Annotated in this window: 17 protein-coding genes; 9 read left to right on the top strand and 8 right to left on the bottom strand. The window is 51.0% G+C overall.

The annotated features are described in order from the left end of the window. Positions 1-15: 15 nt before the first annotated feature. Positions 16-264: a YkoF family thiamine/hydroxymethylpyrimidine-binding protein gene (locus IX84_RS27415; RefSeq protein WP_044228755.1), complete on the bottom strand. Its 249-nt coding sequence runs from the start codon at positions 262-264 to the stop codon at positions 16-18. A 594-nt stretch (positions 265-858) separates the two neighbouring features. Here IX84_RS27415 and IX84_RS27410 point away from each other — a divergent pair. Then, positions 859-2,115 carry an IS256 family transposase gene (locus tag IX84_RS27410; protein ID WP_044224525.1) on the top strand — a complete coding sequence of 419 codons (1,257 nt, stop codon included), beginning with the start codon at positions 859-861 and terminating at the stop codon, positions 2,113-2,115. Positions 2,116-2,237: 122 nt separating this feature from the next. Here the strand turns inward: IX84_RS27410 and IX84_RS27405 are convergent, their stop codons facing one another. Continuing rightward, positions 2,238-2,927 carry an SDR family NAD(P)-dependent oxidoreductase gene (locus IX84_RS27405; RefSeq protein ID WP_044228752.1) on the bottom strand — a complete coding sequence of 230 codons (690 nt, stop codon included), beginning with the start codon at positions 2,925-2,927 and terminating at the stop codon, positions 2,238-2,240. Between the two features lie 12 nt (positions 2,928-2,939). Beyond that, positions 2,940-3,695: an SDR family oxidoreductase gene (locus tag IX84_RS27400; protein WP_152605269.1), complete on the bottom strand. Its 756-nt coding sequence runs from the start codon at positions 3,693-3,695 to the stop codon at positions 2,940-2,942. A gap of 235 nt (positions 3,696-3,930) precedes the next feature. Between IX84_RS27400 and IX84_RS27395 the strand changes: the two genes are divergently transcribed. The 3 genes from IX84_RS27395 (at position 3,931) to IX84_RS27385 (ending at position 7,665) form a co-directional block, all read left to right on the top strand. After that, positions 3,931-4,680, top strand: a complete 750-nt coding sequence (locus IX84_RS27395; RefSeq protein WP_193789879.1) for an MlaE family ABC transporter permease — start codon at positions 3,931-3,933, stop codon at positions 4,678-4,680. A gap of 9 nt (positions 4,681-4,689) precedes the next feature. Continuing rightward, a complete protein-coding gene (locus IX84_RS27390) occupies positions 4,690-5,451 on the top strand; it encodes an ABC transporter ATP-binding protein (RefSeq protein ID WP_044228746.1) in 762 nt (253 codons plus the stop codon). A gap of 192 nt (positions 5,452-5,643) precedes the next feature. Further along, the gene (locus IX84_RS27385; protein ID WP_044228743.1) at positions 5,644-7,665 is read left to right on the top strand and encodes a caspase family protein; all 2,022 of its coding nucleotides are present in this window, start codon (positions 5,644-5,646) and stop codon (positions 7,663-7,665) included. Positions 7,666-7,728: 63 nt separating this feature from the next. Here the strand turns inward: IX84_RS27385 and IX84_RS27380 are convergent, their stop codons facing one another. Then, positions 7,729-9,186 carry a GWxTD domain-containing protein gene (locus IX84_RS27380; protein ID WP_044228740.1) on the bottom strand — a complete coding sequence of 486 codons (1,458 nt, stop codon included), beginning with the start codon at positions 9,184-9,186 and terminating at the stop codon, positions 7,729-7,731. 206 nt (positions 9,187-9,392) lie between these two features. On the opposite strand from IX84_RS27380, the gene IX84_RS27375 reads away from it, so the two are divergent. Beyond that, positions 9,393-9,989, top strand: coding sequence for a glycosyl-4,4'-diaponeurosporenoate acyltransferase CrtO family protein (locus tag IX84_RS27375; RefSeq protein WP_044228737.1), 597 nt, complete (start codon positions 9,393-9,395; stop codon positions 9,987-9,989). Here the strand turns inward: IX84_RS27375 and yjjX are convergent. Together yjjX and IX84_RS27365 are read right to left on the bottom strand one after the other, a co-directional pair. Beyond that, positions 9,967-10,503, bottom strand: a complete 537-nt coding sequence (gene yjjX / locus IX84_RS27370; protein ID WP_044228734.1) for an inosine/xanthosine triphosphatase — start codon at positions 10,501-10,503, stop codon at positions 9,967-9,969. The two genes, IX84_RS27375 and yjjX, sit on opposite strands and share 23 nt — an antisense overlap. Before the next feature lie 9 nt (positions 10,504-10,512). Next, complete coding sequence (locus IX84_RS27365) at positions 10,513-10,905, bottom strand: lipocalin-like domain-containing protein (protein WP_044228730.1); 393 nt, start codon at positions 10,903-10,905, stop codon at positions 10,513-10,515. Between the two features lie 257 nt (positions 10,906-11,162). Between IX84_RS27365 and IX84_RS27360 the strand changes: the two genes are divergently transcribed. After that, a complete protein-coding gene (locus IX84_RS27360; RefSeq protein ID WP_044228728.1) occupies positions 11,163-11,654 on the top strand; it encodes an Lrp/AsnC ligand binding domain-containing protein in 492 nt (163 codons plus the stop codon). Between the two features lie 8 nt (positions 11,655-11,662). Here the strand turns inward: IX84_RS27360 and IX84_RS31630 are convergent, their stop codons facing one another. Then, positions 11,663-14,338, bottom strand: coding sequence for a choice-of-anchor L domain-containing protein (locus IX84_RS31630; protein ID WP_052516454.1), 2,676 nt, complete (start codon positions 14,336-14,338; stop codon positions 11,663-11,665). Between the two features lie 354 nt (positions 14,339-14,692). Between IX84_RS31630 and rpsP the strand changes: the two genes are divergently transcribed. The 3 genes from rpsP to IX84_RS27340 all read left to right on the top strand — a co-directional run bounded on the left by rpsP (position 14,693) and on the right by IX84_RS27340 (position 17,504). Next, on the top strand, positions 14,693-15,235 hold the full coding sequence (gene rpsP / locus IX84_RS34445; RefSeq protein WP_316931700.1) for a 30S ribosomal protein S16: 543 nt from the start codon (positions 14,693-14,695) through the stop codon (positions 15,233-15,235). Positions 15,236-15,462: 227 nt separating this feature from the next. Beyond that, positions 15,463-16,857: a hypothetical protein gene (locus tag IX84_RS27345; protein ID WP_044228722.1), complete on the top strand. Its 1,395-nt coding sequence runs from the start codon at positions 15,463-15,465 to the stop codon at positions 16,855-16,857. A gap of 191 nt (positions 16,858-17,048) precedes the next feature. Further along, positions 17,049-17,504, top strand: a complete 456-nt coding sequence (locus IX84_RS27340; protein ID WP_152605267.1) for a hypothetical protein — start codon at positions 17,049-17,051, stop codon at positions 17,502-17,504. Here IX84_RS27340 and IX84_RS27335 read toward each other — a convergent pair. Further along, the gene (locus IX84_RS27335) at positions 17,501-19,006 is read right to left on the bottom strand and encodes a hypothetical protein (protein WP_044228716.1); all 1,506 of its coding nucleotides are present in this window, start codon (positions 19,004-19,006) and stop codon (positions 17,501-17,503) included. The genes IX84_RS27340 and IX84_RS27335 overlap by 4 nt on opposite strands. Between the last annotated feature and the right edge of the window lie 421 nt (positions 19,007-19,427).

Here is a 19,427-nt window from a genome sequence, read left to right as displayed (position 1 = left end):
AACAGCAGAGTGGTCTTAATTTTTACTGCCCAAATGCAGCACTTTCATCACCATCACAGTGGTCTGCTCTTCGGTGAAGGCTTGCTTCATGGCCGTTTGCAGCCTTGGCATGACCGTATCGAATGCCCCGAAGATTTGGGTGCTCATGTCGTTGACTTGTACACGCAGCCCGTCCTCCTCTTTCAGCAACCCGATAAAATTCAGGATAGGTTGCTCATAATCGGGGCGGAAGGGGTACATGGAGATTTCTACGGCGATTTGCATGGTGGTTTTGTTTAATTTAACGATGAAGCATTATCATAACACAAAATGACTGAATACGAAAGGAATAAGAAGAGATTGCTTCGTTTTGAGGGATATGGGGGGTAAAAACGGGCGGGCCATTTCTTACTAAAAAATTAGCGGAGCTGTACCAGGCGCAGGAAAATTACAGCTAAAGCTAAAGTCTTTTTCGATCAGGCCATAGCAGTTTGGGAAAAGTTGTACAAGCGAACGCAGTGGGGGCAGATCGGGGTGGGATGGAAACACATAGGGACATAGGGCATATAGTTTTCATGCCTATGCGCACTATGTGGCTATGTTTTTAACCCTCCATGAGAGTGCGTGCGTTTTTGGGGTGGGATGGAAACACATAGGGACATAGGGCATATAGTTTTCATGCCTATGCGCACTATGTGGCTATGTTTTTAACCCTCCATGAGAGTGCGTGCGTTTTGGGGTGGGATGGAAACACATAGGGACATAGTGAACATAGGGTTAAATTGTCTGGCTATGTGCTCTATGTGCCTATGTGTTAAAAAAAAAACTATGGAGAGTGTTTAGAAATGTGTGTCTCGTAAAAAATGCGAGATTTACGACATGAAAAAGAACAACCAAGAAGAAGAACAGACAGAGCCTTTCGACTTCAGCAGCTTTGAAGAGTCAGCGATAGCGGGGCTACAATCAGGCCAGCCGCTATTTGGAGAAGGTGGTGTCCTCAAACGTTTAGTCAAGCACCTGATAGAGGCCTCTTTGGAAGGGGAACTGGACGCGCACTTGGCTAGCCAAAGAGCCTCTGAAATAGCCAACAAGCGCAACGGCAGAGGGCGGTCGAAGAAACTGCGCACCGATGTTGGGGAGATAGAGATTGAAACGAGCCGTGACCGCCTGGGGAATTTTACCCCTCAGACGGTAGGCAAATGGGAACGCGAGGTAGGAGCAGGCTTTCAAGACCAGATTCTAGAGTTGTATGCGATGGGCAATAGCGTTGAGGACATAAGGCTGCATTTAGCAAAGATGTTTGGTGCCCGGCTGAGTACCGGTGCAATCAGTGCTGTTACCGACCGGGTGTGGGGGGAGATAAAGACGTGGCAGGAGCGGCCTTTATTGACGTTGTACACGCTTATTTACTTGGATGCTATACACTACAAAATCCGTGAAGAAGGGCAGGTGGTGACAAAGGCGATCTACACTATTTATGGCGTGGACGCGCAAGGACAGCGTGATATTCTTTCCATCCATATAGGTGCCAGTGAGGGCGCCCACCAATGGTCGCTGTACCTGGAGCAGCTCAAGCGCCGTGGCGTCGAGGATGTCCTGTTCTTTGCCGTCGACGGGCTTGCTGGCTTTGGGGAAGCCATCAACCGGATATACCCACAAGCCACGGTGCAGCGCTGTATCGTGCACATGATACGCACTAGCCTGATTGGCGTACAGGACAAAGACCGCAGGGCGGTTGTCAGGGACCTCAAGGGTATTTACCAAGCCGCCGGGGAAAAGGAGGCGCTCCAGGCCCTGGAAGCCTTTGAGCTTAAGTGGGGCAAACGGTACCGCCATGTAAGCGACAAGTGGCGGGAAAGCTGGTTGGAGCTTACTGCCTTTCTTGACTTTGGCCCTGAAATACGGCGTATGATCTACACGACAAATGCTGTGGAGAACGTGCACCGTCAGATGCGGAAAGTGACCAAGACAAAAGGTGCTTGGTGTACGGAGAATGCCTTGCTGAAACAACTATATCTTAGCCTTCAGCGCAAGCGCAAGAGCTGGAGCCGGAATGTCTTCAAATGGTCGACTATCCAGCAGGAGCTTATCGAGCTGTACGGCGACCGTTATCTGCAGCATGTGACGGTGGAATGAGCCGCGGCGCACGCTGTTCCAGCCGTATTCTTTCGGCCTACGGCCTACAGAATACGGCTGGAACAGCGTGACAGAATAACTAGTTTTTAACCCAGAGACACACATTATTGAACATTACCAAACTATGGCGTAGACACCGAAACCGGCAACACCTTCCCATTAAAAAAGTGGTGCCCCTGTAGGGCAAAGTAGCTCAAAAAGCCACCCATTTGCGCACTGCTCACTGGCGCCTGCATGCCCGGGAAAGCCGCAGCCAGCATTTCGGTTTGCACCGCACCCAGCGCCAGGCAATTGACGCATACGCCGGAGTCTTTCCATTCTTCCGCCAGGCACTCCGTGAGGGTGGCGATGGCGGCCTTGCTGACGCTGTAGGCGAGCAAGCCCGGGAACTTGGAGCTGCCCTGATAGCCGCCCATGCTGCCGATATTGAGCACGTGGGCTTTTTCGGCGGCCTGCAGGAAGGGGCGCAGCATTTGCAGCAGGTGGACGGGTCCGTGGAAGTTGACGCCCATGACGTTTTCCCAGTCGGTGCCGGTGGTCTCGTGGAAGGGCTTATTGAGCAGGTAGCCGGCGTTGTTGATTAGTACGTCTACGTTGCCCCAGGGCTCTACGATTTCGAGCAGGGGGCGGGCATCCGGGGAGGTGATGTCGTAGGCGAGGTAGTGCAGGTTGTCTCCGGCTTCCTGTTGGAGTTCCTTCAGGGCGGCTTCGTTTCGGGACAGGGCGAGGACGCGGTGACCGTCTTTGGCGAGTTGCAGGGCGGTATCGCGCCCGATGCCCCGGCTGGCCCCGGTGATGATGATGTTTTTCATATTGTCAGTATTTTATAAATCGCCCAGTTGGGGGCGGATGGTGATCTCTTCAATAACGGCATTGGGCGGCAGCTGCCAGGCGCTCCAAATGGCTTCGGCCACTTCGGAGGCTTGCAGCAGGCGGTCTGCCGGCAGGTCAGCTCCTGCCCAAGAATCGGACCAGGTCGGCCCGGGAAGTATGGCCGTGGCCCGTATACCTTTATCTTTAAGCTCATGCCGAAGGCTGTGGTGGAAGGACAGCAGGGCGGCTTTGGTGATGCCGTAGGAACCTTTCCCAATATACCCTTCCCGGCTGGCCACGGAGGCGGTGTTGAAAATATGGCTGCCCCGGGGCATTTGGGGCCATACAGCCCGGCTCAGGTGGTAGGGCGCGTAGAGATTGACCGCCATCATGTGTTCCAGGGTACCGTTGGGTTCCTCCAAAAGGGCGCCGGGCAGGTAGGCGCCGGCGTTATTGATAAGGATATCAACGGTTTCGTAGCCGGCTTTCAGGGTTTGGCAGAGATTCTGTACGGCTTCTGCATCTGCAAGGTCACAAGGGAATACTTCAATGCGGCATTCCGGGGCGATGGTTTGGAGTTCCTGCCGAACTGTTTGCAGGTCAGCTGCAGTACGGGCAATGAGCGCCATACGGGCACAATGCGGTGCAAAGCGATCTGCAATAGCCCGGCCGATGCCTTTGGTGGCGCCGGTCAGAAGGAGTGTGGGGCGTTGGTCCATAATGGGAGCAACGAATGGGAGCAACGTATTGTTTGTACGGGTATGCAAAAAGCGCGGTTTGCCTAATTAAAGGCGGGAAGCTGCCCATTTTTGGGATAAAGCTTCTACATTTGCGCGGTGAAGTTGCGCAAGACTTAGTAGTTTGACGGCAATAAGCCAGACGGTTTTCTCTTTAGGTTTTGCGAAATTTTAACGCAACTTCCAGGTTTTCAGTCACTTATAAAATTTCGCAAAACCGCAAACGGTCTAACTTATTTTGTTTCCGTCTATTATAATAAGGCTCATGTTTTTAAAAAATATACTCTACCATTTTGGCCGCTATGTGATGATGCTCGGCACGGCGATCTCCCGGCCCGAGAAAGTTTCCATGTATTACAGGGAGACGATGCGGCAGATGAATGACATCGGTATTGGTTCTCTGTTTATCGTTGGTCTGATTGCCATCTTTATTGGTGCGGTAACGGCGGTGCAGTTTTCCTATCAGCTGGATGGCACCCTCGTGCCGGTCTACTACATCGGCTATGTGGTACGGGATATGACGATTATTGAGCTGGCACCGACTTTTACCTGCCTGGTGCTGGCGGGCAAGGTGGGCTCCAACATCGCTTCTGAGATTGGTGGGATGCGCCAAAAGGAGCACATCGATGCGATGGAAATCATGGGGGTCAATACCGCAGCTTACCTCATCATGCCTAAAGTAATTGCCGCGCTGGTAGTGATTCCCATGCTGGTGGCGGTGGGTGCATTTATCAGCATTATTGGGGGGTATCTGGCCTCCGTGCCTACGGGCGTTATGGCAGATGCCGATTACATAAAAGGGCTGCGTTCCTTTTTTGACCCCTTTAATGTGACGATGATGTTCATCAAGGCGGTCGTGTTCTCTTTTATCCTTACAACGGTGTCCTGCTATCAGGGGTACCACGTGCGGGGCGGCAGTATTGAGCTGGGGCAGGCCAGTACTAACGCTGTGGTCTTTAGCGACATTTTGATTTTGGTGGCCGACTATCTGCTGGCCGTAATCCTGACGAGTTAAGCAAGGCTTATGATCCGGACGAAAGATATCTTCAAGTCCTTTGACGAAAAGGAAGTACTGAAAGGGATTACCACTGAGTTTTACCAGGGTAAGACCAACCTGATTATTGGGCGCAGTGGTGCGGGTAAAACGGTATTGCTCAAGCTATTGGTCGGCTTGCTGCAACCTACTTCCGGTGAGGTTTGGTACGGAGATACCAATTTTTTCAACTTGAATAAAAAGGAGGTGCGTGCCATCCGTATGCAGGTGGGCATGCTTTTTCAGGCTTCGGCCCTCTTTGACTCTATGACGGTGGAGGAGAATATCCGTTTCCCGCTCGATATGTTTACCAATATGACCTACAAGGAGAAACGCAAACAGGTGGACTCCTGCCTGGAGCGGGTCAGCCTCTCCGGGGTCAACGATAGCTTCCCTTCTGAAATCAGTGGGGGGATGCAAAAGCGGGTGGGCATTGCCAGGGCCATCGTGCTCAATCCGCGCTACCTCTTTTGTGATGAGCCCAACTCCGGGCTTGACCCGAAAACGTCTATTGTCATTGACGAGCTGATCCTGGACATTACCAAAGAGAAGAACATCACCACAGTGATCAACACCCACGACATGAACTCGGTGATGGAAATTGGCGAGAATATCATTCTGCTCTATCAGGGTGAGATAGCCTGGCGGGGGCACAGGGGCGAGGTCCTGGAAAGTGATAATGAGACGCTGCAAGACTTTATTTTTGCCTCACCTTTCCTGCAGCGGTTGCGGGAATCGGCTTTAGGGAAGTAAGGCGTCTTCACGCAACGAGTGCAAAGAGGAGCGCAAAGTTCGGTAAGCGGGGGTGTCTGCTCTGGCTTTGCGTATTTTGCGAAAACTTATGCGCCCTCTGCGTGGACCCCACTCCCCCTGCGCAAACCCCTGCAGCACATTTGTCACCGGAAATCCTTATCTTTCAGGGCACAACGCTAAAACCCAAAAACCATGGGCAACCGAGGGCTAGACCTGGAATCCGCCATACCTGCTTTTGATCCCGCCAAAGGGAAAAACCACCTTTTAGTAGTTGGCATCGATAACTACGCGCACTGGCCGGCGCTGCACAATGCTGTGCGTGATGCCCGCACCTTCGCCAACGTCCTTTGCCAGCAGTATCAGTTTGACGAGGGCGATGTCCGCAAGCTCTTCAATGAGGACGCCTCCGAAGGTGGTATCTACAATGTACTTCGGGAGCTGAAGCGCGGGATGGGCCCTCACGACAGTCTGATTATTTACTACTCCGGGCACGGCTACTTCGATCAGGATTTCGACGAAGGTTACTGGGTGCCCCAAGATGCCCGCAAGGGTGCTGAAGAAACCTATATTTCCAATGCCAATATCCTGAAGCGGGTCAATGCGTTGGAAGGGCAGCACATCCTGCTGATTGTGGATTCCTGCTTTTCAGGTTCGCTGCTAACCAGTACACGCAACGCCTCTGTGGATGAGCACTTCCCATCGCGCCGGGTCATTTGCTCCGGCCGTTTGGAGGTGGTGTCAGATGGTGCGCCGGGGCAGCACAGCCCCTTTGCAGACCTGCTGATCAGCCGGCTACGTGATAATACGGCCCCTGCTCTGAATACGACCGCTTTGGTGCAGTACGTCAAGGAACATATTCCAAAGTTATCCCAACAAGCACCAATTGACGGGCGGTTGCAGAATTCCAGCGACCGGGGCGGAGAGTTCATCTTTCACCTCAAAGTGAGTGAGGAGGAGCTGTGGGGCAAAGTGGAGCAGGAAGGGACCGTTTCCGCTTACGAGGCCTATCTCAATGATTATCCGGGCGGGAAATTTGCCCGGCGTGCCAGTCAGCAACTCCTGGTTTTAAGGGAGGACACCATCTGGGGAAATGCCCGGCAAAAAGATAATGAGCTGGCCTACCGCAATTACCTCAAACAGTATGCCGGTAAGGGCAAATACCTGGAAGCCGCCCAAAAACGCCTGGATGCTCTGGAGGCGCAGCAGGAAGACCGCCGTAAGGTGCTGGAGCAGCTTGCGCAAAAAGATGCAGAGCGCGAAGGTATTCAGGAACAGTATCAGGCACTCGTTGATGAAGCGGAACGCCTTTTTCAAAAAGAGGAGATGGAGGGCGCCCGGGAAAAATACCGGGAAAGCCTGCAGTATTTCATGGCGGGCTTTGCACCGGATTACACCTACGTGGAGGAGCAGATCAACCTTTGCACTAATGGGATTGCCTTTGTGCGGAGCCTCAATAATGGCAAAGCAGCGATGGGGCGTGAGAACTACCGCCTGGCCCTGCAGTATTTCAATGAGGCAGCCCAACATGGCGATGACCCCAAGCTGGAAGACCTGATCAGGGTTTGCCGGCAACGGCTCAATAGCCCGGCTCCGGCTGCTTCGCGAGAGACAGCTTACGCCAACACCATCACCCGGGGTACCAAAACAGCAACACTGCCAAAAAAACAAAAGGGCAACTGGGGCGGAACCCTGCTGAAATGGATTGGAGGGTTTGCCCTGTTTTTCATCATTTTGGGGGTCATTGGCAACCTGCTGCCAGAAGAAGAGCTCTATACTGATGAACCGGTTTACCAGTCGCCGGAAAGCGTACAGCAAATGCCTCCTGCGGAAACAGCTTCTTCCGGTCAGGGCAAGCCTGCGGCGGCTAAGCCTGCTGCCACCCCACAGGAGCTCATCCTCGGTGACTGGGCGGTAGAGGATATCGTGATGAACGGGCAGTCTCTGTCTGATTTGGCCGGACAATACGGGACCGACCTCTCGGAGTACGTGTATTCCTTCAGCAGTAATGGTCAGGTCTCTGTCTACAGCCCGGCCGGCACAGAGCAGCAAACGTATTCTATTGAAGGTCAAAATATTTACCTGTATTCCAGCGTATGGGGCGGAAGCCCGGGGGTGATCAACTATATCCGGTCTTCGGAAATGCAGCTCACCTTTTATGTGGCGGATGGCTTTGGAGGCTCAACGCCCATGATCGTTACCTTTGCCCGGGGATAAAAAGAAAACCTGTGCCGTTTATGCTCAGCACAGGTTTCCACATGTCGTCCTGCATACCGTAAATTAGTAGTCCCGGAAGACCCGGCTGGCGTTCCGGTTGAAATTGTCCATCACATCGGTGCCGCCGAAGGGGTCATTCCCGTTGAGCTCGTTGGCTGGCGCATCACGGTAAAGCTCTCTGAGCCAGCCCGGATTGTTACGTTCGCCAATAGCAGTGGAGTGGAGCAAGACGTAGTCTCCCGGAGAAAGGGACGGGTTGTAGAAAACGAACTTCACGTTATTCTGATTGGTGTACGGGAATTCGTAATAGGTCCAAATCTCGTAGGGTGGGGCAGAGGGTTCCTGATCCCGCATTTCCATATCATCGGGCTGGCCATATTTGAGGTAGTAGTATCCGCGGTCGGTTTCAAAGCCGTGGCGGAAGCCGCTGTCGTACATTTTATCGACTGCGGCGGCAATCTCCATATACTTATCGTAAGCGGTCTTAGGATTATTAGGGGACTGCCCGGCCCAGTAGCTGAACAGGTATAGCCGTTGTGCTTCGAGGTTCTCTGATTTGATCATGGTATTCACCGCCTCCACATCATTTTGTGGCATCTTCGGTGTCAGTGCGCGAAGACTATACTCCAGCTCTTCCGCATCCAGTAGCTGAACGAACTCTTCCTTTACATCGAAGTCTACCATTTCGATGGGGGCCTCCTCCAGGAATGGGTTGCTGCGCTGGAAAAAGACGGTCTTACTGCTAAGGAGCCCTTTGGTGCGGTCGCGTACTTCCACAATCAGGTTGTAGTTGCCGGAGGGTAGCTCTGTGATGTCCATACCGATGAGCACGGGTACAATGGGAGCGGGTTTCTGCCGTTTATGCCCGATCATGATGGGTTTGGCGTTTTCTTTGTTGGCAGGCTCCACAGAATAGCTGACGAGGTAGTCCTCACCCAACGCCTGGTCAGAATTGTAAACTTCATTATAAAAAATCAGTCGGGAAGCGTGGCGGCTGTAGAAGTTAAAAGGCAAGGGCTCCATTTTGATACCGTTCTTGACAAACATGTTATTTTGTCCGGGCTCGGCTTTTGTGTAGCTGGAAAGCAGGGTCAGCCCTGACTGGCATATTTCTGTTTCCGGGAAGCCAATGCTGAAGTTGGTATTGTACTCTTTGGCATTGTCCTTCTCGTTGAGGTCAGAAACGGCGACCACGAGGTTGTAGTCGCCAGGTTCAAGTGCAAAACGCTTGAGATCGATGAAATCAATCCGGGTTTTGGTCAGCGGACTGTTGAGGGCATACTTGTCAAATTTAACAATCTCCTCTCCCTGCTTGAAGAGAATAACCACTTCTACATTTGCCTGGTACAGGCTATCGGGCATCTCATTGAAGGTTACCGTTTGCCCGGCAATGTGCAGGTAAACTTCGATGTAAGGATTATCCGGCGTCCTGAAAGTCGCAAAGGAGATACTGGCGTCTATTGCGAAGAGCCCGAGCGTAAAGCAAAGGCTGGTGATCATGGTTAGGATAAACTTTTTCATGGTATAGCGTTTGAGTCTTACAACTTACAATAAAGATAGCAGTTAAGCCAGCCCAAGGGCGGGAAAAACGGGTGAATGTCAGCCCGGCGTTCGTAATTGCAACTTTTGAACTCCTGAATGAGATGTCTTTTTAATAAAAAAAAGGAAAAGGAAAAAGTTGTATTTTGGTAACAGACAATTGGCCCGCTTAAAAAAGTCAATCTTTTATGCCGTACAAATCTACCTTACAGCAGGTGTTAAGGCAGAGCCTGCTGGTCCTGGCTTCTGCATTTTTAGTTTTTCAGTCTTTTGGGCTGCTGTCCGGCATGGATTACTATGCAGATATTCGCTTTTGGCCGGCCGTATTTCTGGCCTGGGTGATCAACATGTTTATAACCGGCATATTTGCGTTTGCCGGTTTTGCCCTGCCTACACAAAGGTTACTGCCAGCCCGGTACTACCATATTGCTAACCCCGGTCAGTTGAAGCGGCTTTATCAGGCCTTTGGGGTGGAGCGTTTCCGGAAGTTACTGTTGGCTACGCTGTGGCGCAGCAAAGCGAAGCAGCAAAGGTATTTTAACGGCCGTGCCGATGGGCTGAAGCATCTTGCTGAGCAGTCGAAAAAGGCAGAGTTCGGGCACCTTCTTCCTTTTGTACTCTTGAGTGCAGTTGGCACATATATTGTTTTTTTCGTACAGCCTGTACTGGGTATTTCATGCCTGTTCATCAATTTCCTGGGCAACTTCTATCCGGTTTTGCTACAGCGGCACCACCGGATGCGGCTTCAGCGGATAGGAGCCATCAGAACAACGGCTCGTGCATAAAGGGGATAAGCGCAAAAATCAGTGGTTGGATATAGAGGGCTTCCCGGCTCACAAGCCCATTGGTGAGCAGGCCTACGGCACCACCTTTGTGTTTGGTGTTTTGCTCTTTGAAAAGGCCATCCATGACCGGCCCAAGTTCCTCGCCGCCTTCAATAGCCGCCACTGCTGCTCTTGGAAGCGGGAAGCTGGCACTTCGGGCACTGTATTCCCGGCTATCGGTGCGCACACACATCCAGCCAAAGGCTTGAAGCCCTAACCCCTGTGCATCGGCCACGCCACCCTCCAGGCCTACCCAAAAGTCAGCGTGTGGTTGTTCCTGCTGGGCCCGCTGCGCTCTTTGCCGTGCCCCGAGGAGCGTCTCCGCGTCTGTCATGGGCTGATCCCGGACACCTGAAGGGACATCCACTCCGGTGATAGAAATGGCCATATCCGGAAAGGCTTGCTCGAAAGCTTGCCGGGCTGCAGCCTGCTTTACGGGATTGAGAGAGGCAACAATCACCTTTAGTGAGGCCATAGTGGAATTTTATTCTTGGTTAGGGATAGCCCGCAGCAGGTTGAATTGGAAGGGCGTATTTCTAAGTTCAGTTTGCAGGACGAGTGTGCTGTCGGTGATGGAAGCAACGGTATATGCGATAATATTGCCATCCTGGTTTTGCTCAATACTTTGACCGGAGATTTGATAGTCGCTTTCGCCTTTAGCTACCGGCAGATTGGTCCGCATGCTGCCATCGGCGTCAAACTCGTAGTAAAGATCAGCCAGTGACCGGGTCGGCTCACCATTGCGGGTTGCCTGCTGTAATTCCCACCTGCCAGGTAAAAGCTCCTGAATATTCTGCGGCTCCTCTGTACAGGAAACCGCTAGCAGCATCAGGCCAATACACAGCATAAAGGAGTTGGAAATGCGCATAGAGTTCATAGTTATCCAATAATTTATTCGCAAAAGTACCAATTATTTTGAGCTGACCTTGAGAATCATCTGGCAAAATCAGTGGCCAAACGTACGCTATCCGGCAGGCAATTATTATAAGCTAAAAAATAGCCAGATGTTTCGTACATGACGAATTAGTTCGTAAACGAACGGTTATTTGAAGAATGTTAATTTAATTCAGGAATATTCGTTTATTTTGAGCACCGTTCAAATAATTCAACCCGTCGCTGAAGAAATGATAATACATGGCTAAAGGAACTGAAATTGACGACCTGGACAGAAAGATCTTGTCTATCCTGATGCGGAACGCAAAGAAGCCCTATACCGACATCGCCAAGCAACTCTTTGTATCAGGTGGTACCATTCATGTACGCATGAAAAAACTGGAAGATGCCGGCATCGTGAAAGGGTATCATCTGGCAGTCGACCCCAGCAAGCTTGGGTACGATATTTCTGCATTTCTCGGAATTTATCTTGATAAAAGCTCGCTCTACGAGGATGTGGCCCGAGAACTTGCCAAAATTCCGGAAGTGGTAGCGGCTCACTATACTACCGGGTTGTATTCCATTTTTGCGACTATCGTTTGCCGGGATACCAAACACCTGCGGGATGTCTTGCATGATAAGGTGCAGAAAATCAATGGTATACAACGTACCGAAACCTTTATCTCCCTTCAGGAGAGTATCAACCGGCCCATCCATATTACAGATGAGCCATTCCTGGATGAAGAAGGGTAGGTCATAACTTACTGCATTAGCAGGACGTGCCCGCCAATCGTTTTCCGACCACCGGAGGTTAGCTCCAGGATCGCCATGTAAGTATACACGCCGGGGTCCATCTGCTGTCCGCGGAAAGTGCCATCCCATCCCAGCTGTTCCCGGTTGGGCGGAAAGTCTTTGTTTTCGAACATCAGGCCTCCCCAACGGTCGAAAATCCGGAAAATCAGAACCTTCTCTACCTGTGAGGTATTGGCATAGATGTTCAGCCGGTCGTTGACCTGATCACCGTTGGGGGAAAAAGCGGTGGGGACATAGATATCCACCGACTCATCAAGGGTGATTGCAATCGTCAGCTCCGTGGAGCAGCCATAGAGGTCAACCACCCGCAAGGTGTAGGTTTCGGGCTGAGAAAGCTGTACGGTAGGGAATGGGCAGTCTGTACAGCTCAAGCCGTTAGCCGGTGACCACCGAATACTTGAGATCAGGTTGAGAGGTATGTTATATTGGGGTTGTAGCGTATCGGTCAGGCCTGATTTCAATTCCATCAAAGCTGGCAGGTCTGCAATGCGTTCATAGGCAGCCGGCCAGAGCGTGGCCTGTTCGACTTCACAGCCCATGGCATCCTGAATAGTGATCAGATAATGCTCGCCCGGCGTGAGTTGATCCAAAATTGCAGGTCCGCTAAAAGTGCCGCCATTGATAGCATACTGATAGGGGGGAGTGCCACCGCTGGCACTGGCTTTAATTGAGCCGGAGCTAATGGATTCACAGTCAAACTGCAAAGGCAGCAGGGGCGGGGGAGCGTTAATTTCGAAAGTCGCCTCCTTCTCACAGCCACTGTCATCCGTTACTATAATGGTGTAAGCGCCCGGGCTTAGCTGTTCTCTTTCCAAATCAGGCTCGGGCGTATCCAGCCAGAACCAGTCATAGGGAGGCGTGCCTCCGCCGAGGCTTACCTTAACTCTGCCATCTGTACCGGCCGAGCAGGAAGCGTTGGTAAGCTCTGCGGTTATCGTAATGGCGTTTACTTCCACCCATGCGCTGCCCCCAACTTCGCCCTCGCAGCCTAAGTCAGCCACGCGGGTCAGCTGATGAGAGCCCCGCAAAGTAGTAGGGAGCAGATAGGGCGACTGTTGGATGTTGTTCACTTGAAATGGTTCACCTTCCACCTCATAACCAATTGACCATGGCGGACTGCCCTCAAGGCTGATTGTCAGCCAGGCGGTGTCTCCTTCGCAAATAAGCTCCTCTCCACTTATGTAAGCAGTGGGTGGAGGTGTAGTGTAGGTACTGGCGGAATCCGTTTCCACATTCCCACAGGCATCAGTCACGGTCAGATAATAAGGTGTGGGTTGCTCACCGGATACGGTGATCGAGCTGCTGTTCTGGCCGTTGCTCCATGCATAAGTGAAGGCACCTGTGCCGCCGCTTATTTCTGCCGACATCGTATTGGTCCCACCCTCACATACGGCTATATCCGGGACAGAAAGCTCGAAGCCCGGGCTGTCCGTGATGTACATCGTGGTGGAGTCAGAATAGCAGGCGCAGGGAATATCGAGCTTAAGGTCAATATGCTCCAGTGGCTCTCCCAGCCCGTCATTGATCAGGTCAATGGGCAGGGTGGCATAATTCTGAAAGGCGGGAATGGTGATACTGCCGGGTAGAACCGGGAAGTCGATACCCTCCTCAGCGGTACTGCTGCTGCTGACCAGGTAACTGACAGAAAGCGGGGAGGTGTTGTCCGAACCCGGGGCTCTCTCAAACACGAAGTAATTGCCGGGGCATCCTTCCGGGGCCGGCGCTTGTGCTGTAATTCCTGTGCCAGCTCTCACCTGCACTTCGCCGCCCAGGTTAAAGCTTTCTGCCTCCAGGAAAACCGCCGAATCAAAATAGTAGTCCCCCACATCAGAAACGACCAGCCGGATATGGTAGGTCTCGCAGGGGATGAGGTTCAGAATGGCTGTAAGCTTGGTGGTGAATCCATCGTATTCAATAAACGGATGGTAAGTGCCGGTCGGTGTCGGTAGGTCGCATACATTAGCGTCCGTTGCCAGTTCATTGTGGACGTAAAGGTGGGGGTTATCCGCATAATTAACGTTGTTGATGGATACGAAATCAGATGTACCCGGGAGGATGGCAACGTTTTGGGCATTATTGGAAAACGAACCATTGATACCAGGCCCTGAGATGAAGAACCCGAAGACATCGTTGTAGATACTTCCGACAAATTCGCAGTATTCTTCAGACGCAAAAACATAGCGGAAGGCTACCACAGAGTCAAGCGGCATAAAATCAAATTCGATCCCCACTGCATCTTTAACCTGCCCGGTCGCCAGGCTGTTGAGGTCCGGGTCGCCGGAGGCATCTTCAAAGTAGCCGGACAAATCAGTATAATTGTTGGGGCCTTGGGCATTCTCAATGGGGCCGGTGGCGAGGATGACGCCCCGTTCCATCCCGATACTGCTGCTGCCTTGTTCAAAATACCCAATGCCTTCCTTGTGGCCAATAGCTTGTATGTTGGTGATGGTATTGCAGGCGCCATCCACGAAGATGTCCTGCACCAGCTCCTCAACGGTGTAGGTATTGTCGGTGACAATACTGCCTGTGGGCAAGGCATAGCTGTAGCGCTCAGACCGGTGGCTTCCAGCGAGTGTAAGCAGTACCAAAATCGTCCAAAGGCTAATATTCGCCAACCTGCACATGTTATCTGGGTCTTGGATATTTGAATCCGCACGGCCTTTCTCCAATAAGAGGCCTGATGCAAATTAATAACGGGAAAATACGCAAAATAAACTGATCAATCCGACAGGTAGAAAGGGGGTGGGTTTCAGGGATAAGCTAAACTTAAAGGTAGGCTTAATTTAGTAATAATTGGTGTGCGTTTATTCGTCAATTTGTGACACGCTAAATTTGTCTTTGATTTTGTTGCCGGGCTAAGCTTGAACAATCCAACTAATTGCCTTACCTTTGCACCCGTTAAAAACCCGCCGCTTGATATTCAAGTTACGCGGGTACGTTTTCACCACAATAATTTTAACAAGCCAATGGCAGTTAAGATGCGTTTACAAAGAAAGGGCCGCCGAAAGCGTCCTTTCTACCACATCGTTGTCGCAGACGGACGCGCACCGCGCGATGGTCGCTTCATCGAACGACTGGGTTCTTACAACCCGATGACAAAGCCTGCGACGATTGAGATCGACCGGGAAAAAGCTTTTGATTGGTTGCAAAAGGGTGCACAGCCTACGGATACCGTACGTGCTATCCTGCGCTTCAAAGGCGTGTACTACAAGCGCCACCTGATGCGTGGAGTTGCTAAAGGTGCCCTCACAGAGGAGCAGGCTGAAGCCAAATATCAGGAGTGGATCGACGCGAAGGAGTCTAAAATTGCTGCGCGCTTTGAGCAAACTGCTGCTGAGCGTGCGGATTTACTGGCTAAGCTATCTGGTACGCCTCCACCTCCTCCTCCGGCCCCTGAGCCCGAAGAGGAAGAAGCTCCTGCTGAAACTGCTGAAGCAGCAGCTGCTGCTGAAGAGACTCCTGCTGCTGAAGAAACAGCCTCTGAAGAGCAACCTGCCGAAGAAGAGAAAAAAGAAGATTAGTCTTAATTTTTTCCTCAAGGATGAAACAAGAGGGTTTGCCAGGTATAGGTAAACCCTCTTGCCATTTTGCGAACTGATGTGGATAATATTCATAAGAAAGCTTTGCGCTTTATCCCACATTAAGTTATATTTGCAATTCAAAACCAAGGCAATACTTTAATTCTATAATATCTGACCTGGTAGTGCATTAATTTGCACTATCAGGTTTGTTTTTAAAATATACATTCATGCAAGCGTTAGCCGAAGCGTATAAAACCAAACTGGAAGCCCTGGGCGCTGAGATTCAGGAGTCCGATGAACTGCAGGCCTATCTCGAAGAAGAAGAGGAAGAGCAGTATATGCAGCTCAAAGAGATGTTCGAGCCCCGCATCGCAATGGTCTACGATGAAGTGGCGGGAGCACATCCCCTGCAACTGATCGCTCTCGAGACCCTCCTTTTGCAACCGGAGTTTGAGGGGCTTTTCCTGCCGAAAATTCTTGGCTTCACTGTTTTGCGCGGAGAAGTGGATGTTGCGCTGATGAAGTACACCCGTACGCAGGAGCACTTTAAGGAAGTCCTGATGGCTATTTGCAATTCTGCTAATTTTGACCTGCTCCGTAAGCGGATCGGGCAGTCTATCCAAATGGGCTTTGCGCTGAGCAGCGATATCTGGGTGACCAACCTGATCAACGAAGTGGACAACAAGCGGGTCCGTTACTTCCTACAGGGGCAGAAATTGGACCGCTACCGGGTGCTGGAGGAGCGCGTCAAAGGTTATCAGCGCTATCAGCGGCAGTTTCGGAGCGAGAACTTTATGTCTGCAGAATTCCCGCAGGCGTTGTCCGATCTGAAAACGCTTTACTCTCCGCTCAAGCGATTCCTGCTTTACCGCGTGGATGGCAATTACGATAACAGCAGCATCATACCCCACCTGCGCAGTTTTGTGGAGCATAAAGACTTTAAGGGCCACCGCGAGTATCTGGAGGTCCTGGTGCTTTATGCTTCTTTCTTTAATCTGGAAGGCGATGACCTCGACCACTTGCGGAAGCATTTCAATGAGGTGCGCCAAAGCATGGATGATTTTCAGGAGCAATACCTGGAATACCTCCTGGAGCTGCATTTGAAAGAGGAAGTGGTTATCGACCCCGATGCCGACAAGCGCATTTCCTCAGTGATGGACCACAAGGTGAAAGACGATCTGTCCAAATATTACGACCTGCTCGACGAAGTACACAGCAAGGGTTATACTACAGATGAAGCGCAAGAAGCCGTGAAGGCATTCTATACCCAATATCAGGGCCTAAGCAACATCAATGAGTGCCTGCGGCAGACCATTTACGGCTATTTTAACCGCCTGATCAGCAACCTGGAGGAAACTGACTACCCGGAACTGTTTGAGATTTCCAAGCTCTACCCGGTCTACATGAATATTTTCGCCAATCAGCAGTTCAATCAGCAGCTCAAGGAGCTGAGCCTGGAATACGTGGGCAAGCTGCTGAAAAAATACACCGACAAGCGCGGAAAGGACTATCAGGATATCAAGAAGTTTGTAGCCACAACCTTCCAGGATCTTGGATTCCTCAAGGAGAAAGAAGTCGTGGAGATGTTTAAAACCCGCCGTAAGCGGAAGAAAACTTCATAACACGCAAAATACCAATAGAACTCTACAGCCCTTTGCTTTCCCGCGAAGGGCTTTTTTGTTAATTTTGGCAAAGACTTACTTTACATACTATGGAACCCCTCCGTCGTTTTTTCAATTGGCTGTCTCAGCTGCTTTTTGGACCATCTAACGGGCCGGGAACCTTAAAGATCATCAAGCAAAACGTCTACACCATGATCAACAACATTACCTTCTCTACAGAGATGGACACCCTTTATCTGATCGATAATGACCGGGCTATTCCTTTCTCTCTAGACAATAAAAAGGGCATCCTCATTGGCGTGCTCAAGGGGCAGCTCACGGTAGCTACCGATTTTGAGGCCCCGGCTTCACCAGAGCGCATCGAACTGGAAGATGGCCGGCAGATTGGCTTCAGCCGGTCCAAAACGGAGGTGAAGCTTTCAACTGAAAAAACAGTTTGGTCGGCGGCTTACCACCGGCGGCGGCGGGTGCTGTCTTTTATTGGCGCCACAGAGGTAGAGGTCCGCAGCAATAATGCTGAATATGACTATAAGCCGGAACTGGTATTTTTTGAGTTGGACGGCCGGGTGCTCAACATTCAGCGCAAAGGCAATTCGATCGTCGTTAAAAGCATGATTTTGGCAGATACGGATTCACCGGATCGTTAGTGCTGAGTCTTTGTTTTTGTTCTAAGTACCATTTTGAGGGGGCGATTTTGTATTCTGCTTTCCAGCCAGTTCAGCACCAGATCATCCAGTCCGAGGGGGATACGCTCAGGCGGATCCGTTTTGTACTGCCCGAGCAGGCTGGAAAATTCCTCCAAAGTGCTCCTCCGGCTACCGGAAGGCTGATCGTACAGTTTCCTTAAGTACTTAGCGCAGGCTCTGAAAAAGCGGGTAGGCGTTTCAGTCTTCTGCTGCCGTATGCTGCGCTGAAGGGCTCGCAGTCCGGAATCAAACTCGTCAATTTCATCCAGAGCATAAGTGGCCATGAGGCGGATGAGCAGGGTGGCCAGGCGAAACTGCTCGCTTTCCACCTTCCGGTTATAGTGTTGCAATACTTTGTCCGCCCATGTCCGGCATTCCTGATGCTGCTCCAGGATGAGCAAAAGTACCGTAACGTTGAAGGCGATAATCAGCTGGCTTACCGGATTCAATTTGTAAGTGGTGATGCCTTCTTCTACCCGTTGCAGTAAGCGCTCGTACCCCTCTTCAATCCCGAGGTTGATGTGATAAAGCAGCTGGTAGTTGGTCAGTTGTTTGAAAACCAGCACCTGATCGTGGTAGCTGCCCGCTTCCTCCTGCTGTATTTTGGTCAGCAACTGTTCAAACTGATCATACTTTTTCTGGCTGTAGGAGGCATGCAGCAGGTTGAAGGCATCGGCCAGATAGCGGTTGTATTCCTCGTCTTTGATATGTGGGTACTCATCCCACCATTCCACCATCTTAGCGTAGTAGGTATTGGCTTGTTCCACATCGCCAATCAGGTCATTAAGCAGAGCATGGCTTTGCAAAAACCGGCGTTGCGCATGCGCTGTAGAAGGCAGGGGCGCAGATTGTGCCTGCAGCTGTTCCGCATAAGCAGCGCTGCTGGCCTTACGGTCGGTCGCCTGACGCTGCTCTTTGGCTACCTGTATCTTATAAGCCAGGGAAAGGTAGCGAAGCTCCTCATTAATATGGTGTATGTACTCATCTTTGTCTGCCAGCAGATCTTCAATTTGCGAACCGTAGTCGCCCTGCTTCATTGTCCAGACATAATTCAGCTGCTCCCGGCTGATCTCCAGAAGCGCCAGCTGATCGTCCAGGTCCCTGGCCAAAGCTTTGGCTTGCCCCAGCCGCTCCTCGCTCTGGTGGTATAGCCCTCTTTTATAAAGGTATTTAGCGTCGAGCAGCATTTCCTTGATCCGGGCGGCTTTGGATTTGGAGCTGTTATAGTCCCGCATGCTTTTCAGGATCGCGTTATACAGGTAGTGCTTATCGGTGGGCAGGCTGTTGCCAAATTTTTGCTGTAGCTTCTCTTCCTCATAGGCTTCCATCCGGTTGATGGCCTTAAAAAGGTCCAGGTAGCGGCTACTGCTGCGCCCGCTTTTCTTTGCATCCAGTGAAAAATAGCGCTTTTCGGATTTCGACATGGATTGTATGAGGTCGAACAGGTCATTTTGATGCTTCATGGTGCCGGTTAATAGTTATTTTATACCGTTTATTGGGTTTAAACTACCGTTTAGTGGCTTTTTGTGCATTTTTTTAAAATAATTCAAGTTTTTTTGAGGAGCTTAGGAATTTAATCTGATTTAGAGTGTTGTTGAGCTGTAAGGAATTGAAAAACAGTATCTTGAAGAGGAAGGAAGCCTCTTCGAGTACAAATATAAACGTTTTTTGAGTGATTAGAAGTTTAAAGTGGGTGGGGTTGGTGGTTTGAGCGGCGGGATCAATCCCCCTACATTTGTAAATGTAATTAGTCAACAACGTTATTTGAAACACCGGGCACTACTAAGGTTAGAAACTTACTATGAGAAAATTTTCGTAGAGCAAATGTGAAGCCGTATTGTCCTCCGGGGCAGTCGGCTCCGCTCTCCGGAGTTCGGGTGAGAA

Source organism: Phaeodactylibacter xiamenensis, from assembly GCF_000759025.1.
In the GTDB taxonomy this organism is placed as follows: domain Bacteria; phylum Bacteroidota; class Bacteroidia; order Chitinophagales; family Saprospiraceae; genus Phaeodactylibacter; species Phaeodactylibacter xiamenensis.
The sequence above is the reverse complement of the archived record's forward strand: the minus strand, read 5'-3'. Positions and strand labels throughout refer to the sequence as shown.

What these genes read in the sequence shown, in the direction of transcription:
- IX84_RS27385 (WP_044228743.1), top strand. Translation starts at nt 5,644, where the DNA reads ATGGGCAACCGAGGGCTAGACCTGGAATCCGCCATACCTGCTTTTGAT.
- IX84_RS27415 (WP_044228755.1), bottom strand. Translation starts at nt 264, where the DNA reads ATGCAAATCGCCGTAGAAATCTCCATGTACCCCTTCCGCCCCGATTAT.
- IX84_RS27405 (WP_044228752.1), bottom strand. Translation starts at nt 2,927, where the DNA reads ATGAAAAACATCATCATCACCGGGGCCAGCCGGGGCATCGGGCGCGAT.
- IX84_RS27340 (WP_152605267.1), top strand. Translation starts at nt 17,049, where the DNA reads ATGATCAACAACATTACCTTCTCTACAGAGATGGACACCCTTTATCTG.
- IX84_RS27395 (WP_193789879.1), top strand. Translation starts at nt 3,931, where the DNA reads ATGTTTTTAAAAAATATACTCTACCATTTTGGCCGCTATGTGATGATG.
- IX84_RS31630 (WP_052516454.1), bottom strand. Translation starts at nt 14,338, where the DNA reads ATGTGCAGGTTGGCGAATATTAGCCTTTGGACGATTTTGGTACTGCTT.
- IX84_RS27335 (WP_044228716.1), bottom strand. Translation starts at nt 19,006, where the DNA reads ATGAAGCATCAAAATGACCTGTTCGACCTCATACAATCCATGTCGAAA.
- IX84_RS27410 (WP_044224525.1), top strand. Translation starts at nt 859, where the DNA reads ATGAAAAAGAACAACCAAGAAGAAGAACAGACAGAGCCTTTCGACTTC.
- rpsP (WP_316931700.1), top strand. Translation starts at nt 14,693, where the DNA reads ATGCGTTTACAAAGAAAGGGCCGCCGAAAGCGTCCTTTCTACCACATC.
- IX84_RS27375 (WP_044228737.1), top strand. Translation starts at nt 9,393, where the DNA reads ATGCCGTACAAATCTACCTTACAGCAGGTGTTAAGGCAGAGCCTGCTG.
- IX84_RS27365 (WP_044228730.1), bottom strand. Translation starts at nt 10,905, where the DNA reads ATGAACTCTATGCGCATTTCCAACTCCTTTATGCTGTGTATTGGCCTG.
- IX84_RS27360 (WP_044228728.1), top strand. Translation starts at nt 11,163, where the DNA reads ATGGCTAAAGGAACTGAAATTGACGACCTGGACAGAAAGATCTTGTCT.
- IX84_RS27345 (WP_044228722.1), top strand. Translation starts at nt 15,463, where the DNA reads ATGCAAGCGTTAGCCGAAGCGTATAAAACCAAACTGGAAGCCCTGGGC.
- IX84_RS27390 (WP_044228746.1), top strand. Translation starts at nt 4,690, where the DNA reads ATGATCCGGACGAAAGATATCTTCAAGTCCTTTGACGAAAAGGAAGTA.
- IX84_RS27380 (WP_044228740.1), bottom strand. Translation starts at nt 9,186, where the DNA reads ATGAAAAAGTTTATCCTAACCATGATCACCAGCCTTTGCTTTACGCTC.
- yjjX (WP_044228734.1), bottom strand. Translation starts at nt 10,503, where the DNA reads ATGGCCTCACTAAAGGTGATTGTTGCCTCTCTCAATCCCGTAAAGCAG.